Genomic DNA, 16,995 nt, shown 5'->3' with positions numbered 1-16,995 from the left:
CCTGATTCCTTGATATGCTCTGCGAAACTGGTTTTAACCTGATTATTTATTCTCCCACTAATATGGTCTGTTTATTTACGCCGTACTGTACTAGTTATATTTTCTGAAAATGAATCTGCATACGCTGGTTTCGCCGCCAAACGAATAGCCTCTTGAGAAATAAGTTTTTTCTGTTGTGCTATCTGCGACTCTGTATTTTTTGTTGCCTCCACTGCATCAGAAAACACAACTACACCAAGTAACACAGTTAAACTGTAGAGGGTAAAATTTTGCATAGATTTGTGGAACAACCACTGAAAAGTTGCACTCTTGCTCATTCTTAAGCCTTATTCATGATGATTTACTGCGATAATCCTGACTAAACGAATCCCGCTTACCAATAAATTATTTCATTGTCCTCAGAGATATTGCGTAAACTTTACGTTGATTTTACGGGTGCAGTTTAAAGTTATGGTTGTGGTTTCTGTTTTTGCAACGAACTCCCTTGCCAAACCCTGATTTTCTCGTTCTGACGCTTCCTCGCCGAAGGTTTATGGTGTACACACATCTCGAAAATTCCCTATTGACTCTACAACCCACAAATCAAAACCTTACCCTCGCTTTACCCCTACGGTGTACACACAAGTTATCCGATTACCCAAAAGTCCTCTAATATCATGTCCGCTTGATTGCTTATTAAACCCGAAGAACCCCACCCCCAACCCCCTCCCCGCTCTTCGAGAGGGGGCTATGATGTACCTCATGTGATTAGGAAACGCTATAAATTTAAACTGCGACTACAACAAAGAGGTTATACGGTTGAGCATTTGATGTCTGTAGTCAAGGGTTTGTCAAATGATGATCCAACTATCTCTATAGATGCTCCTCAATTGCGTGACCCAAAAGATACTGTAGTTTTGGCTGCGGCTGTTGCGGCCAATGCTGAAGCAATTCTTACTGGCGATCTAGATTTATTAGTGTGATAGAATTTAACGGAATTCGCATTTTAACACCGCAAGATTTTATAAATCGCTATTCCTTAGATTCATAAATTTTGGATGTCAATATTTGTCTTCAGGATAATTCATTATGGCATATAGTGATTTTACTTTAGAGAAAGTCAAACAGAACTTTCAAATAAATACTATTGAAAGTTCTGATATCTTTGCTAAGATACCTGATATAGAATGCAGTGAGTTATTAAAAGAAATTCTTCAATATAATTTACCTATAGCTATTGCTAGCAATAGTCAAAAAGCTCGCTCTGAGATGATTATTTCTCCAATTTTACTAGATTTGAGACGACAATTAAATGACCAGATAAATTTGTTCTCTGGTGTTGAATTCAATGTTGATACGGCACAAGGTTTAAATGGAATCTGTGATTTTATAATTACCCGTTCTTCAGAAAGATTAATTATCACTGCACCAGTCATTATTATTGTGGAAGCTAAAAAAGAAAACATTCCTGCTGGTTTAGGACAATGTGTAGCCGAAATGTTAGCAGCAAGAATATTTAACGAACGAGCAGGTAATGAAAATTTGATAATTTATGGAACTGTTACAACTGGAAGTATTTGGCAATTTTTAAAATTAGAAGGGCAATCTATCCACATTGACTTAAGTGAATATTATCTTAGAGATGTCAATAAAATTTTAGGAATTCTAGCTAGTGGTGTCCGGTAAAAAAATTATAATTGCTGGCGATAAAATAGCGATCGCAATCCCTAAAACACCCGCTCAAAAGGCTTTTTCCGATAACGCCGATAAATATTAAAATCACTGTCCAAGGTGGCGATCGCAGCAATATCCAAACGCTCTGAAATGACGATCAAGGATAAATCTGCAAAATCCCCTGGTAAATCTCTGTACTGAGTATTCAACTCAGCAATGCGCGAAAAATCTTGCGGCAATAGTTGCTCACACTCGTAGAGTTGTTTAGCAACATCTAGAAGAAACTCGTTTTGTGTACGCCAATCAAAGTTGAGCAACCATACCACTTCTGCAATACAAATGGGCGTAGTTACTAGCCTGGAAGTACAGTTCTCAAAGAAACGACGTACCTGTTGATGATACTGATCTCTGGCGCTGTAGTACGCAAACAAAAAGCCGCTATCTGCGAGTATAAGCGGATAATACGTCATGGGTGGCGCTTATTGAGATATTGAGCGATCGCTTTCTTCCGATTTGAGCGTTCAGATAAATCCGTTGCTGCATCTTGCAGCAGATGTTCAGGGTGTCCACCCCGCCTCTCAACCAAAGTTTTACCCGCTTGTAAGGTTAGCCACCGTTCAGCAATCAACCGTCGGATCAACTCACTCTTGTCAGTTTGCTCATGAGCCAAGATATCGGCTAGCTGGCTTTCTGTTTCTTCGTCCAGTCTGACACTGAGCATAGTTTTGTCATACTCGCAATACACGTATGACAAGTATAACGCGGATTAGTTAAATTTTATTTGAATTTCGCACTAGCCCAAGGCAAAATATAACAATCTCACGCCCAGACATCAAAACACAACTTTGTGCCTCTGCGTGAGATTTATTAAATTCTTACCCTTCAATCGCTCACCTTATTTCAACCATCGCGCCGCATCTTTGGCATGATAAGTCAAAATCAAATCTGCACCAGCGCGTTTAAACCCAGTTAAAGTTTCCAAAACTACTCGCTCCTCATCAATCCAACCATTGAGAGCCGCAGCTTTTACCATTGCATACTCACCAGAAACATTGTAAGCCGCAACTGGTAAGTTACTCGCTTCTTTCACCCGCCAGATAATGTCCATGTATGCCAAGGCTGGCTTAACCATCAGCATATCAGCACCTTCAGCGATATCCAATTCAATCTCTTTAAGGGCTTCGCGGGCATTACCTGGGTCCATTTGATAAGTTCTTCTGTCCCCAAATTGCGGTGTCGAGTCTGCTGCATCCCGAAATGGCCCATAATAACCCGAAGCATACTTAGCAGCATAAGACATAATCGGCGTATCTTGAAATCCGGCTTCATCCAAACCCACACGAATTGCCTGGACAAAGCCATCCATCATTCCCGAAGGCGCGATGATATCAGCACCAGCTTTTGCTTGAGAAACTGCTGTTTTCTTTAGCAATTCCAGGGTGGGGTCATTTAAAACTCGTCCTGTTAAATCACCAACTTGCAGATAACCACAATGACCGTGGCTGGTGTACTCACACAAACAAGTATCAGCAATTACAATCAAATCTGGCACTGCTGCTTTTACCGCAGTGGCTGCTTTTTGGACGATACCACAATCATGCCAAGCGCCAGTGGCATCTACATCTTTATCAGCCGGAATACCAAACAAAATAATCGAAGGAATTCCTAAGTCATAAACTTCTTTTGCTTCTTCGACAATTTTATCTACCGAAAGTTGGTAGACTCCGGGCATTGATTTCACCTCATTAGCGATTCCCTCACCTGGTACGGCAAATAGTGGGTAGATTAAATCGCTTGTTGTCAAAACAGTTTCACGAACCATCCGGCGCAGTTGAGGATGGGTACGCAGACGACGGGGGCGATGTATAGGAAACATAAAATTTTATAAAGAAAAACAACGCAAATGGACACAAGACAAAGCGTCATAGAAGCAGGCTAAAATTTTCCTGCCGTCAGACACACTACAAACAGTGCTTAACTGTCCTTTGCCCTACTCTTAATCAAGTTGTGGGGCAATTTTGTATTCTACAGCTTGGTTGCACCTATCCGACGGACTGGAAAAAAAACAACATAGGAAGCAATTAAAATAATTCTTAATTCGTAATATAAGTTTTGCAACGGGGATTTAGACCCCGCCACAAAACTTACTGTGACTCGACTGAGCGCTTGGCGAACATCTTGTTAGTTGTGGGGGACTTAAACCCGCAAAATTAGTTCAAAATTCAAAATGGTTAAGACCCTCTGTTGTCAAAATCCTGGTGATTGGTTCTGTGCAAACTCAAGGCACAACAGCTTAATAAAAATAACTGACAATTACCAATACCCAATGCTCAATGCCCCATGCCCAATGCCCATAATTTGTGTTATAAAACTCGGAAAATGTACGGATAACGGAAGGGTATATCAGGATTGTTGAAAACTCCGATGAGTGCCCAAATTGTTAATCCCCAGTGCAATAGATATCCTAGACCGGCTAGTGGCCCCAGCAATAATAGAGGTAAGACTAACCAACCGAATAGAAAAAACAGCGCTCCTAGAATTCCTCCATAAAGCCAGACATTAAAGTGGAAATTGATGGATTCTTTGGCGTTTTCTTTAACAACAGGATCATCAGATACGAGCAGTATGGCAATAGGTATACCTACAGATACCACCGTTGTGCTGAAAAAAATCGCTCCATGAGACAAGGCAGATAGAAACTTTCGCTTGTCTGTGTCGTACATTCCTTTCTCCTATTTAGTCAGATTGTTGATTATATTACGACCCTATCATGAGCATCGTTGTCTTAAGATTAAAAGACTTGCTAGAGTCAAAAAAAATTAAGCTTGCAAACAAACAAATACACTTATGTCTACTGAACTTGAGTCTGAACTTCTTCAAGCGGTTGAACTTCGCCGCAACTTTGCGATTATATCTCACCCTGATGCGGGTAAAACTACACTAACAGAAAAACTACTCTTGTACGGAGGTGCAATTCACGAAGCTGGGGCGGTTAAGGCGCGACGGGCACAGCGTAAGGCTACCTCTGACTGGATGGCGATGGAACAACAACGAGGTATTTCCATTACTTCCACAGTGTTGCAATTTGAATACCGGAACTATCAAATAAATTTATTAGATACCCCCGGACACCAAGACTTCAGTGAAGATACTTATCGCACCCTTGCCGCCGCCGATAATGCGGTGATGTTGATTGATGCGGCAAAAGGTTTGGAACCTCAAACCCGCAAATTGTTTGAAGTGTGTAAGTTGCGGGGTATCCCGATCTTTACATTTATCAACAAGCTCGATCGCCCAGGAAGGGAACCTCTGGAACTGTTGGATGAAATTGAGCAAGAATTGGGATTGCAAACCTATGCGGTAAACTGGCCGATCGGTATGGGCGATCGCTTTAAAGGTGTCTTTGACCGACACAAACAACAAATTCACCTGTTTGAACGCAGCGCCCACGGCAGCCGAGAAGCCCGTGATACGATAGTCGAATTAGGTGATCCGAGAATAGAAGAACAGCTAGAACAAAGCCTGTACTACCAACTAAAAAATGATTTGGAACTGTTAGAAGGAGTTGGGCCAGAGTTAGATTTGCAGTTGGTACACGAAGGCAAAATGACGCCTGTGTTCTTTGGTAGCGCCATGACTAACTTTGGGGTAGAGTTATTCCTCAAGTATTTCCTCGACTATGCCCTGAAACCCGGTTCTCACTACAGCAGTGTTGGCGAAGTTGCCCCTACATACCCGGAGTTTTCGGGGTTTGTCTTCAAACTGCAAGCGAACATGGACCCGAAACACCGCGATCGCGTCGCATTTATCCGGGTCTGCACTGGCAAGTTTGAAAAAGATATGATGGTGAATCACGCTCGCATCGGTAAACTCATCCGTCTGTCTCGCCCGCAAAAACTCTTTGCCCAAGAGCGGGAATCGATTGATGTGGCTTATCCTGGCGATGTGATCGGTTTGAACAATCCCGGTGTTTTTGCGATCGGGGATACAATTTACACGGGACAAAAGCTCGAATATGAGGGCATTCCGTATTTCTCGCCGGAACTGTTTGCGTCTCTGAGGAATCCCAACCCCTCGAAATCTAAACAATTCCAAAAAGGCGTTGCGGAATTGCGCGAAGAAGGTGCTGTGCAAATTATGTATTCAACTGATGAAGCCAAGCGCGATCCAATTTTGGCGGCGGTGGGTCAGTTGCAATTCGAGGTGGTGCAGTTTCGCTTACAAAATGAGTATGGTGTAGAAACCATATTAGATTTATTGCCCTACAGTGTCGCCCGTTGGGTTGAGGGTGGTTGGGAAGCATTAGAAAAGGTGGGACGAATATTCAATACCACTACAGTTAAAGACAGTATGGGACGCCCAGTGTTGCTATTCCGCAATGAATGGAATTGTCAACAGTTATTGGGCGACCATCCAGAGTTCAAATTAAGCGCGATCGCTCCAGTATTTTCTAGTCAACAACCAGTGGAGGAATGAAGAAGAATACAGAATACAGAATACAGAATTCAGAATTGAGAATTAGTCCTACAGAAAACCCAACTGAATTCTGACTCTTGACTCCTGGATTCTTGCTTGATCAATTCACTTGACAAGCAAAACTCGGGCGCGGTTGAGTTCCACGGCATCCGAGGTTCGCGCTTTTGCACAAACGTGGATCACCTAGAAGAGATTGGAGTGCCAGAATTTGTATGCCTTCACACGCCAAATCGTCTTTGGAGGCTGGTTTAGTTGCCCTCAAGCAGGGAAATTACCAAACAGCGATCACTCAACTAGAACCGATTGCTAGCAGTCAAAATCATCGGACTGTTAGCTTACAAGCCCAGGTTGGTTTAGTGATGGCTTATGCTCGCACTGGCGAAGTTTCCAAAGCGATCGCTATTTCCCAGAATCTCATTGAGAGTAACAATCCGCAAGTTCAAGAGTGGGCAACACGCGCTCTCGAACACCTGACAAAACGTAAAAAACCTGATCAAGAATCAAAAAATGTCGAAACTGGATTTGTTGCTTTTGATAATTCAACTCCAGATTCTCCCCCAGATTCAACCCCAGTTACTCCCCCCGCAACTTTTACATTAGAGGAAAAGCCAGAAGATCAAGTAATAGAAACCAAAAGCGACGAAACTCCGCCGATGGTGCCACTAACTAGACTCAAAGCGACAGTAGCAACACCACTACCACCACCGTCTGCACCCCTAAACGGTTTCATGGGTTCCGTTACCCGCACCCAAGCCAAATTATTCGGCGTTATTTATTGGCGACAAGCACAACGCGCCAGAGCATGGCAACCCCTACGTAAACCGAAATTAATTCCGTTGCGGCTACTGTCAGCAGGAACATTCATTGCCCTGTTTTGGGTGATCCGGGAAATCCTGAAGTTAGCAATGGGATTTATCAACCAGACTTTAGTCAAACTACCTTATCTGGAGCCGTTGCAGCTTTTATACCGCGACCCTACTAAATTGTTGCTAATAGTCTTGGTGATTTTGATCGGAGTATCACCTTGGTTGCTGGATCTGCTACTGGCGAAGTTGTATGGTCAGCGAGAATTTCCCAAAGATGTATTGAATACTCACAGCCGCGAAGCCGTCCGGGTGCTACAACGTTGTTGCCAACAACGACACTGGCCGTTACCCAAACTGCGGATTTTACCAATGGCTGCACCAATTATCCTGACCTATGGTAGTTTACCACGTAATGCCAGGATTGTTGTGAGTCAAGGGCTATTAGAACAACTGGCAGATGATGAAATTGCCACTATTTACGCCACGCAACTAGGGCATATTGCTCACTGGGATTTCGCTGTGATGTCTTTGTTGCTGCTGGTGACACTACCAATTTATAAGCTATATCAGCAAGTGTCGGCGTTGGCAGACAAAATATCAGGGAAAATTTGGCGCTGGCCAGTGACAATTCTAGCGAGTCTAATTTATGGAGTTTGGTGTTTGCTGACTGGGACTGCATTGTGGTTGTCGCGGTTGCGGCTTTATTATAGCGATCGCGTCGCATCTGAAATTACTGGTAATCCGAATGCGCTAATTCGGGCTTTACTCAAAATTGCCATTGGTATTGCAGCTGATATCCAAAAAGAAGAACATACCAGTTGGCAGTTGGAAAGTTTAAATCTTCTGACACCAGTCAGCTACCAACAGAGTTTATCTTTGGGCACCATTGCCAGCAATTTATCTTTTGAATCATTTTTGAAGTGGGATACTGCCAATCCCTATCGCCGATGGTTTACGATTAATAATAGCCATCCCTTAATGGGCGATCGCATCGAACGCCTCTGCCAAATAGCCCGTCACTGGCATCTAGACACCGAACTACATTTTGCAAGCGTTCCATCAAAGGTTAAGCGTCAGTCTTTCTTATTACAAATCGCTCCCTGGTTGGGAATTCCTCTAGGGTTGCTGTTTGCAGCTTTAGTCTGGCTAACCTGGCAACTAGCATTCGCACTCAAGTTTTTAAATCTAAAGTGGATATATGAAGATTGGTCTTTCATTACAGGCTGCCTTCTGATTGGCTTTAGCATCGGTACAGTGATGCGGATTAATCCTTTTTTCCCCGATATTAAACCTGCCACTGTGCAAACTGACGATTACCTACCCACCCTGTTAGCTGACCCTTCTGCCTTACCCATTGACAGCATCAGCGTGCGGATTGTGGGCAAACTATTAGGTCGTCAAGGCACTAGCAACTCCCTAGCGCAAGATTTAATCTTACAATCAAGCGCGGGCTTGGTGAAATTACACCACATTTCTTGGTTCGGACAGTCAGTTAATCACCAGGATCTGATTGGTCGGCAAATTATCGTCACAGGTTGGTTCCGGCGAGGAGCAACACCTTGGATCGATATCCAAACCCTGGAAACTCAAAGTGGTAAAACCATTCATAGCCCTCATCCCATTTGGTCTATTTTTTTAGCAGTTGCAGCACAGGCTTGGGGCGCATACGTTTTTCTCACTGGTTAATCATTAGGCATTGGGCATTGGGCAAAACAGTTCCTCTTTTCCTCTTTTCCGAGTAAAGAAGTGAGATTCCCCACTCAGCACTCAGAACTCAGCACTGATCAGGGTCATTGGTCATTGGTTATTTGCAAAGGACAAATGACAAATGACAAACCAGAATGTAAACAAAAGTTGCAGGTTTTCTTGAAAAATGTTACATTTATTTACACAAACAAGAGCAGCCGACGTAACTCAGCACCACAGCTTAGTTGTGAATTCCGATGCTTTTTCCCCAGATCCATACCTTTTATCCTGCCAACACAGCAGCAAATTAACCAGCCACTGGCTGGTTTTTGTTTCAAAATATGCTCCCTTGCATAAAAAAATGTGTTTTATGTTACGATGCAGTAATACTAAGGTCGGAAATGTATGCGCTAAACTAGCTACGTAGAAAATACCGTGGTAATGTAAGGAATGGTATTTGATTCTGCGAAAAAGGGCATGGAAGAAAGCGTGTACTTTAGCAGGCAGTAGGCTATTAAATTTACAATTCTTAGAATTAAGGTGTTATTAGCTCACCATAGTGTGAGCCTTTGGATTAAACAAGCTTGATCCCCACGAAAAACTGTATTGTTGTATAAGTTGACTGTTTCGAGCAAAAAAATTGGTTAATGGCAGTCTTGGTCAATAGCATCTATTTAAAAGCCAAAGCTAAGTGATTGTTTTCTCGCCTTGCCATGTTCATTCAACTCTGGAGGTATAGTTCATGTCCATTCGCCTATATATAGGTAATTTGCCTAAAGATGAAATAGATCGTCAAGATCTGCAAGCCGTTTTTGCAGCAGAAGGTGATGCTGTAACTACTAAATTAATTAAAGATCGCAAAACTGGTAAATGCCGTGGTTTTGGTTTTCTTACAGTCAACAATGACGAACAAGCTGACGAAATCATTGAAAAATATAATGGTCAGATGTTCAAAGACACTCCCATTAAACTAGAGAAGGCATTACCTCGTACAAAGGGTGATGAGGGCGAGGAGCAGCAAGCTCCTAAACCAGTTACTCTTGCTAGTAGTAGTACTGCTACTCCTACTCCTATCCCTAACAGAGAAGGTAGCCGTCGGGAGAAAAGCTCTAAGAAGCCTCGTCGTGGCGGCGGTGGCGGTGGCGGTGGTTCTCGTGAAAGCACGACCACGACTACCGATTCAGACACTATTCGTCCAGATCCTCGTTGGGCTTCGGAATTAGAAAAGCTGAAGCAGATGCTAGCTGCACAAACTACGAATTAATCCGTAAGGCAGAGAAATTAAAAATTAAAAATCAGAATTTTTTTTTGATTTTTAATTTTTAACTATTGATTATTATCTAGCTGCTTAGTTAAAATCTACTTGCAGCTAATTTTGTAACTGCGTAGGCGCAGCTAGCCGTAGGCATCGCATCGCCAAATTGTGGCAGTCGAGGGTTAAAATTTAAACGCTGCGCCAATGGTGGACACGCAGAAAATTTGCTGAGAATTAATAAAACATTGTACTTAAAATAAAATTAAGTTTTTGTGATTAGACGCATTAAAAAACTTGACCGAAGATGAATGCGATCGCAGTAATTATCTGGATTTGACAAGTTATAGTCAGTAATGGCAAGCTTCATAATGCCAAGTGAACCGGAAGCACGTAGGCGCAGCCCGCCGTAGGCATCGCTCCAAAGATAATCTACACTCAAGGTGATACCGATCATTTGCAGCTTCTGTTATGTCCTCAACTCTAGATTCTTTGCCACCTGCGCTTGCTAAAATTGTCCAGCGCTTTCAACGCGCTTCCGAACCGAAGCGGCGCTACGAACAGCTAATCTGGTATGCTCAGAAGCTCAATGAGTTCCCAGAAGCTGAAAAATTACCCGAAAATAAAGTTCCTGGTTGCGTGTCTCAAGTTTATATCACAGCAGCCTTGGATGACGGTAAGGTTGTGTTTCAGGGCGAGTCTGATTCCCAGTTAACCAAAGGATTAGTAGGGCTTTTGGTTGAAGGATTGCATGGACTAACGCCAACTGAGATTGTCCAACTTACCCCAGATTTTATTCAAGCAACAGGCTTAAATGTTAGTCTGACACCTTCCCGTGCTAATGGGTTTTACAACATTTTTAAAACCATGCAAAAAAAAGCATTGGAATGTAAGTTAGATTTGCCTAACTAAACTTGGTTATTGGTCATTAGTCATTAGTCATTGGTCATTTGCAAAGGACAAAGGACAACTGACTAATGACAAATAACATACAACTACCAAAATTTAGTCTTATGTCAACAAATTTATTATCTACCTCTGCTGCTATTGGCTTTGGTGGAGTAGTTCAAGAATATCTCTGGAATTGGGAAAATCAGCAATTGCGCGTTGTTTATGAAACCCTCGGTAAAGGTTTACCGCTATTGCTACTACCATCTTTCAGCACTGTTTCGACGCGCTTGGAAATGGGCGAACTCGCCAAGTTACTAGCTCCCAATTTTCAAGTTTTAGCCTTAGATTGGCCTGGTTTTGGTGAATCTTCTCGCCCTAGCTTGAATTACCGACCGGAAATATATCAGCAATTTCTGGAAGATTTTGTCAAAGCTATTTATAATACTCCCATTATTGTGGTGGCGGCTGGTCATGCTGCTAGTTACGTTTTACAATTAGCAGTGAAACAACCTGCTGTTTTCTCACGAATTGTATTGTTAGCTCCTACTTGGCGTGGGCCTTTGCCGACAATGGGGGCTAGTCAGCAAATAGCTGGCATTGTGAGAGAATTAGTGCGATCGCCTATACTTGGTCAAGCTCTCTACAAACTCAACACTACCCAATCTTTCTTAAGTTTTATGTACCGCCGTCATGTCTTTACTGACGCAGCTAAAATTACACCCAGTTTCATCGATAAAAAATGGCACACAACTCAACAACCAGGAGCGCGATTTGCATCTGCTGCCTTTGTAACTGGTAATCTTGATGCTGTACACGAACAATCTGATTTTCTGGAACTTGTGCAGTCTTTAACCGTACCGCTCATGGTAGTAATTGGGGAATCTAGCCCGCCCAAATCACGAGAAGAAATGAACGCTTTGGTAGCCTTACCAGGAGTGAAAAGCGTTGTCATTTCCGGTTCTCTGGGACTGCATGAAGAATATCCAACAGTTGTTTTAGAAGCAGTTCAAAATTTTTTGTTCTCCCCATAAAATTAAATCCTCGCACCAAGACGCAAAGAATCATTTTGCCCCTTGGTGCGAGATTAAGATTAGTTCAAGCTACTGCGAGTGAGTTTTTGCAAGCGAGAAAGAGAAAGTGCTTAACCCGCTATAAATAGAGTATCAATTGAAACTGGTAAGAAGATAATGAAACAGTGGTATGAAGAATTATTTGATAATTATGCAGATAAGTATGATCAGGAGGGGTATACCTCTGGAACCTTGGGTGAAGTTGATTTTATTGAAAAAGAACTTGATTATGATAAAAATAAGTTAATCCTTGATGTTGGCTGTGGAACCGGGAGACATTCACTAGAGCTGGCCAGGCGTGGTTACAGTGTTACAGGGATCGATTTATCAGAATCTATGCTCGAAAAAGCCAGAAAAACTGCTGTTGAAGAAAAACTAAAAATTCGTTTTATCAAAAAAGATGCCCGGAATTTTTCTTTGGAAACAGAATTTGATATTTCAATTATGATTTGTGAGGGAGCTTTTCCTTTAATGGAAACAGATGAAATGAATTTTTCTATTTTAAAAAATATTTATGCCTCCTTAAAATTTCCAGGTAAGCTGATATTGACTACCTGCAATGGTTTATATCCTCTGTTTCATTCTGTTAAGGATTTTCTTAACTCCAATCCTGGTGAAGCAAAAAGCCTGGAAAGCTCTTTTGATTTGATGACTTTCCGTGAACATTCAGTTTATGAAATAACTGATGATTCAGGTAATAAAAAAGTTCTGAAATGTCATGAAAGATATTATGCTCCCCCGGAAATTAACTGGTTGCTTAAATCGATTGGTTTTACCAGAGCAGAAATTTTTGGCTGCCATTTAGGGGCTTTCAGCCGTAATAATAAACTAACCACTGAAGATTATGAAATGCTTGTTGTTGCAGAAAAGTAGCCCGAATAAAATAATGAAAAGCGCTAATAGCCGCCTATACCAAAGCCAAGGACAGTTTATCTCTCAGAGGCTTGGATGAAATATTCCTATCAGGCTACGCCAACTTGTGAATATTTATTACTTATTACAGATGCCTAAAAATAAAATGTTTTTTGATTAAATTATGTGATGATTTTACTGAAACTCAAAATAACAGCAAGTTCGCACAAAAATATAAAAAGATTTATCATAGATGATAATGATTATCCATATAACAAGAGGCATTTAAAGTATGGTGGCTGACGTAATCAACAATTCAGTTCCCGTTACTGTTCTGACAGGCTATTTGGGAGCGGGTAAAACGACTCTACTCAATCACATCCTCACCTACGAACACGGCAAAAAAGTTGCTGTGATTGTCAATGAATTTGGGGAAGTGGGTATTGATAATCAATTGATTATCGATGCAGATGAAGAAATTTTTGAAATGAACAATGGCTGTATCTGTTGTACAGTGCGCGGCGATTTAATTCGGATCATTGGCAATTTGATGAAGCGGCGCGATAAATTTGACCATATAGTAATTGAAACAACTGGACTAGCCGATCCTGCACCAGTGATTCAGACATTTTTTGTTGATGAAGACTTGCAAAGTCAACTGTCTCTAGATGCTGTGGTGACAGTAGTAGATGCCAAGCATATTTGGCAGCATTGGGATGCAGACGAAGCCCAAGAACAGATTGCCTTTGCGGATGTGATTTTACTTAATAAAACAGATTTAGTAGCGCCAGAAGAGTTGGATGAATTAGAAAAACGGATTCGGACGATGAATGCGATCGCAAAAATCTACCGTACTCAGAATTCTGAACTAGGAATAGATGCTTTATTAGGTGTAAAAGCCTTTGATTTAGACCGCGCATTAGAAATTGATCCAAATTTCTTAGGCGAAGATGCCCACGTACACGATGAAACTGTCTTTTCTGTGGCTTTAGTAGAAGCAGGTGCAGTCGATGGAGAAAAATTAAACACTTGGATTTCCGAGTTACTGCGTACCCAAGGACCAGATATCTTTCGGATGAAAGGCATTTTAAATATTGCTGGAGAAGAAAATCGATTTGTATTCCAAGGAGTACACATGATATTTGATGGCAAACCCGATCGTCCCTGGAAACCAAGCGAAACCCCCAAAAACGAACTAGTCTTCATCGGTCGCAACCTTGATGCTGCCCAACTCAAGCAAGATTTTCTCGCCTGTTTAGCATAAAACAAGCTGTTCCTGAGCAGAGGGGCAGAGGGAAAATAACTAATGCCCAATGCCCAATGCCCAATGCCCAATGCCATCTTTACAAATATGAACTCCACAACCAGCAAATCTAAGGAATTTGAACAACACTATTCGGGGACACTTTCAGATTATGTAACTGCGATCGCTTGGTCGCCACAAGGTAAAACTTTAGCAGCAACTTCCGCCGCCGGTGAAGTTGTTCTGTGGAATGATGGCGAACTCACAACTTTGCAAACTGGTAACGGTAAATCAGTAGACTGTGTTGCCTTTTCGCCAGATGGAAAATTTTTAGCCGTCGGTGGACAGGATGGACAAGTTAAAATTTGGCAGAATACTGAATTAATCGCCACTTTGGAAAATGCTCCCGCATGGGTTGACAAGCTAGCTTGGAATTACACTAGTAACCAACTGGCTTTTAGCTTGGGGCGTTACGTCCAAGTCTGGGATGCAGATACTGATGAAATTGTCGTGACGCTGAATTTCGACAACTCTTCAGTATTGGGTATAGATTGGCGCATTGATGGACAGTATTTAGCCATTAGTGGTTATAAGGGAGTCAAGATTTGGCATAGTCAAAACTGGGATGAAGACCCATACATCTTAGATATGACTACTGTCAGTTTAGCTATGGCTTGGTCGCCCGATGGCAAATTCCTGGCGTCTGGTAACATGGATCGCAGTGTCACCGTTTTAGAATGGAACAACCCCGACCCTTGGGTGATGCGTGGTTTCCCTGGTAAAATTCGCCAATTGGCATGGTCAGAAGCTACTACCAAAGTAGGTGCGCCAATACTGGCATCTTCTAGCGTTGAAGGTATTGTGGTGTGGGAAAAGCTAGAGGATGATTCTTTAGGTTGGGAAGCGCGAGTTTTAACTAATCATGTGGGTGTGATCAATGCGATCGCCTTTGCACCCAAAAGCTTCCTTCTCGCTTCTGCTGCTGCTGATGGCTGGTTATGTTTGTGGAACAAAGCCAAGGAAGTATCCCAAATTATCACAGGTGTCTCAGGAGGATTTTCTAGCCTAGCTTGGCATCCCCAAGGTAAGTTACTGGCCGCAGGCGGTGATCAGGGCGAATTAGTTATTTGGTCAAAGGTTTTGCGGGGTCAAGGATTTGGGCGTAGTTAAAATAATTCCTAATTCGTAATGACGCTCGCGGACTCGCTACCGCGACCCTAACGTAATTCGTAATTTAAAGACTGTTACATAAAAGTTTTTAGGTGAATCCCTAGATACTGAGAAAGCTGCTGGTAAGCTAGTGAAGTTGGTGCGTTCGCGTAGCGTGCCGTAGGCGATCGCCATCTATACCCAAGCTGTTAAGCTCTTGTTAAAAGAGCTAGTCTCTTAATTAGAAAACTTGCTAGAGTGAACAGAGTTAGCCTTAATGTCTAATCGCCAAAACCTATACATCTCATGGATTTTGCTAATATTGCATCCCAGTTAAACGCTGGAACGATTTTGCCAGAGGGGATTGTTATTCTCACCCTCTTGGGGGTTTTGATTGTTGATTTGATTTTGGGGCGTACATCCGCACGCTGGATTGGATATCTAGCGATCGCAGGTTTATTTGCTTCGATTATCGCCCTATATTTTCAATGGGACTCTCCTAATCCCATCTCTTTTACCGGTAGCTTTAATGGTGATGACCTTAGTATCGTCTTTCGCGGTATTATTGCCTTATCTGCGGTTGCCACTATACTGATGTCAATTCGCTACGTTGAGCAGAGTGGCACCCCTTTAGCCGAATTCATCGCTATTTTGCTGAGTGCTACTTTAGGAGGAATGTTTTTATCCGGGGCTAGTGAGTTGGTGATGATTTTCATCTCCCTAGAAACCCTGAGTATTTCCTCTTACTTGTTGACAGGTTATACCAAGCGTGACCCCCGCTCTAATGAAGCATCGCTGAAATACTTGTTAATTGGAGCTTCCAGCACGGCAATATTTTTGTACGGTGTATCACTGCTGTATGGACTATCTGGAGGACAAACTGAACTAAGTGCGATCGCTAATGGCATTGCCACAGCTAAAGTCGGTCAATCTTTAGGTTTAGTGATTGCCTTGGTTTTTGCGATCGCAGGTATTGGCTTCAAAATCTCTGCTGCACCCTTCCACCAGTGGACACCAGACGTTTACGAAGGCGCTCCCACCCCAGTAATCGCCTTTTTATCTGTCGGTTCCAAAGCAGCTGGGTTTGCCCTAGCCATCCGCTTGCTGACAACAGCCTTCCCCCTTGTTGCTGACGAGTGGAGATTTGTCTTCACTGCTCTGGCCGTTCTCAGCATGATCTTGGGTAACGTAGTCGCCCTAGCCCAAACCAGCATGAAACGGATGCTAGCTTATTCATCCATTGCCCAAGCTGGCTTTGTGATGATTGGTTTGATTGCTAGTACACAGGCAGGGTATGCCAGTATGATATTTTACCTACTGGTTTATCTGTTCATGAACCTGTGCGGTTTTACCTGCATCATTCTGTTCTCACTGCGGACGGGAACCGACCAGATTTCCGAATACTCTGGCTTATATCAAAAAGACCCACTCCTAACACTGGGATTGAGTATTTCCCTGCTTTCCTTAGGTGGTATTCCACCATTCGCGGGGTTTTTCGGCAAGATTTACTTATTCTGGGCTGGTTGGCAAGCAGGACTTTATTGGTTAGTTTTGCTGGGCTTAGTTACCAGCGTCGTCTCCATCTACTACTACATTCGCGTAGTTAAGATGATGGTAGTTAAAGAACCCCATGAAATGTCCGACGCGGTGAAGAATTATCCACAAGTGCGTTGGGATTTGCCTGGGCTAAGACCTTTGCAGGTCGGGTTAGTGGTAACATTAATTGCCACTTCGATAGCAGGGATTTTGTCAAATCCACTGTTTACATTGGCTAACAATTCCATCTCCCATACCCCAATTTTGCAAGCAACAATCAACAGTAGTGTAAAAGCACAAAATCTCCTGCTTTTACCAAAGTTAGATTCGGTTAGTCAGTCTCAACCCTCAGTTGATTCTACTGCGAAGATTTAATAAACC

General features: G+C 42.5%; 18 protein-coding genes. 11 read left to right on the top strand and 7 right to left on the bottom strand.

Annotated features, from left to right (window positions below; translation table 11 throughout):
- Positions 1-71 precede the first annotated feature (71 nt).
- The gene (locus tag V7K36_RS17235; RefSeq protein WP_335117677.1) at positions 72-317 is read right to left on the bottom strand and encodes a hypothetical protein; all 246 of its coding nucleotides are present in this window, start codon (positions 315-317) and stop codon (positions 72-74) included.
- Positions 318-809: 492 nt separating this feature from the next.
- Here V7K36_RS17235 and V7K36_RS17230 point away from each other — a divergent pair, with 492 nt between their 5' ends.
- The gene (locus V7K36_RS17230) at positions 810-962 is read left to right on the top strand and encodes a putative toxin-antitoxin system toxin component, PIN family (RefSeq protein WP_442948475.1); all 153 of its coding nucleotides are present in this window, start codon (positions 810-812) and stop codon (positions 960-962) included.
- Positions 963-1,068: 106 nt separating this feature from the next.
- A complete protein-coding gene (locus V7K36_RS17225) occupies positions 1,069-1,665 on the top strand; it encodes a hypothetical protein (RefSeq protein WP_335117674.1) in 597 nt (198 codons plus the stop codon).
- A gap of 41 nt (positions 1,666-1,706) precedes the next feature.
- Here the strand turns inward: V7K36_RS17225 and V7K36_RS17220 are convergent, their stop codons facing one another.
- From V7K36_RS17220 to V7K36_RS17205, 4 genes are all read right to left on the bottom strand, one after another.
- On the bottom strand, positions 1,707-2,123 hold the full coding sequence (locus tag V7K36_RS17220) for a type II toxin-antitoxin system VapC family toxin (RefSeq protein ID WP_335117673.1): 417 nt from the start codon (positions 2,121-2,123) through the stop codon (positions 1,707-1,709).
- Positions 2,120-2,374 carry a hypothetical protein gene (locus V7K36_RS17215; protein WP_334943934.1) on the bottom strand — a complete coding sequence of 85 codons (255 nt, stop codon included), beginning with the start codon at positions 2,372-2,374 and terminating at the stop codon, positions 2,120-2,122. The genes V7K36_RS17220 and V7K36_RS17215 overlap by 4 nt, the downstream gene beginning before the upstream one ends.
- A gap of 174 nt (positions 2,375-2,548) precedes the next feature.
- Positions 2,549-3,529 (bottom strand): porphobilinogen synthase, encoded by a 981-nt coding sequence (gene hemB, locus V7K36_RS17210; protein ID WP_334943932.1) that lies wholly within the window; start codon positions 3,527-3,529, stop codon positions 2,549-2,551.
- A 487-nt stretch (positions 3,530-4,016) separates the two neighbouring features.
- A complete protein-coding gene (locus V7K36_RS17205; RefSeq protein WP_334833087.1) occupies positions 4,017-4,376 on the bottom strand; it encodes a DUF4870 domain-containing protein in 360 nt (119 codons plus the stop codon).
- 124 nt (positions 4,377-4,500) lie between these two features.
- Here V7K36_RS17205 and prfC point away from each other — a divergent pair, with 124 nt between their 5' ends.
- Both prfC and V7K36_RS17195 read left to right on the top strand, forming a co-directional pair.
- A complete protein-coding gene (prfC, locus tag V7K36_RS17200; protein ID WP_335117671.1) occupies positions 4,501-6,129 on the top strand; it encodes a peptide chain release factor 3 in 1,629 nt (542 codons plus the stop codon).
- A 212-nt stretch (positions 6,130-6,341) separates the two neighbouring features.
- Complete coding sequence (locus V7K36_RS17195) at positions 6,342-8,621, top strand: M48 family metalloprotease (RefSeq protein WP_335117669.1); 2,280 nt, start codon at positions 6,342-6,344, stop codon at positions 8,619-8,621.
- A gap of 200 nt (positions 8,622-8,821) precedes the next feature.
- Here the strand turns inward: V7K36_RS17195 and V7K36_RS17190 are convergent, their stop codons facing one another.
- Positions 8,822-8,959 (bottom strand): hypothetical protein, encoded by a 138-nt coding sequence (locus V7K36_RS17190; protein WP_335117668.1) that lies wholly within the window; start codon positions 8,957-8,959, stop codon positions 8,822-8,824.
- A 404-nt stretch (positions 8,960-9,363) separates the two neighbouring features.
- On the opposite strand from V7K36_RS17190, the gene V7K36_RS17185 reads away from it, so the two are divergent.
- Positions 9,364-9,885 (top strand): RNA recognition motif domain-containing protein, encoded by a 522-nt coding sequence (locus V7K36_RS17185; protein ID WP_335094562.1) that lies wholly within the window; start codon positions 9,364-9,366, stop codon positions 9,883-9,885.
- A 253-nt stretch (positions 9,886-10,138) separates the two neighbouring features.
- Here the strand turns inward: V7K36_RS17185 and V7K36_RS17180 are convergent, their stop codons facing one another.
- Entirely contained in the window at positions 10,139-10,330 is a 192-nt protein-coding gene (locus tag V7K36_RS17180; protein WP_335117667.1) for a hypothetical protein, read from the bottom strand.
- 14 nt (positions 10,331-10,344) lie between these two features.
- Here V7K36_RS17180 and V7K36_RS17175 point away from each other — a divergent pair, with 14 nt between their 5' ends.
- The 6 genes from V7K36_RS17175 to V7K36_RS17150 all read left to right on the top strand — a co-directional run bounded on the left by V7K36_RS17175 (position 10,345) and on the right by V7K36_RS17150 (position 16,989).
- Positions 10,345-10,785, top strand: a complete 441-nt coding sequence (locus tag V7K36_RS17175; protein ID WP_334833095.1) for a SufE family protein — start codon at positions 10,345-10,347, stop codon at positions 10,783-10,785.
- A 101-nt stretch (positions 10,786-10,886) separates the two neighbouring features.
- Complete coding sequence (locus V7K36_RS17170; protein ID WP_335117686.1) at positions 10,887-11,795, top strand: alpha/beta fold hydrolase; 909 nt, start codon at positions 10,887-10,889, stop codon at positions 11,793-11,795.
- Positions 11,796-11,951: 156 nt separating this feature from the next.
- Positions 11,952-12,707, top strand: coding sequence for a class I SAM-dependent methyltransferase (locus V7K36_RS17165; protein ID WP_335117665.1), 756 nt, complete (start codon positions 11,952-11,954; stop codon positions 12,705-12,707).
- Positions 12,708-12,978: 271 nt separating this feature from the next.
- A complete protein-coding gene (locus V7K36_RS17160) occupies positions 12,979-13,950 on the top strand; it encodes a CobW family GTP-binding protein (RefSeq protein WP_335117662.1) in 972 nt (323 codons plus the stop codon).
- A gap of 87 nt (positions 13,951-14,037) precedes the next feature.
- On the top strand, positions 14,038-15,099 hold the full coding sequence (locus V7K36_RS17155) for a WD40 repeat domain-containing protein (RefSeq protein WP_335117684.1): 1,062 nt from the start codon (positions 14,038-14,040) through the stop codon (positions 15,097-15,099).
- A gap of 285 nt (positions 15,100-15,384) precedes the next feature.
- Entirely contained in the window at positions 15,385-16,989 is a 1,605-nt protein-coding gene (locus tag V7K36_RS17150) for an NAD(P)H-quinone oxidoreductase subunit N (RefSeq protein ID WP_335117661.1), read from the top strand.
- The last annotated feature ends 6 nt before the right edge of the window (positions 16,990-16,995 follow it).

The sequence above is a fragment of the Nostoc sp. genome (assembly GCF_036919555.1).
Lineage (GTDB): Bacteria > Cyanobacteriota > Cyanobacteriia > Cyanobacteriales > Nostocaceae > Nostoc.
This window is presented reverse-complemented; position numbering and strand designations above follow the sequence as displayed.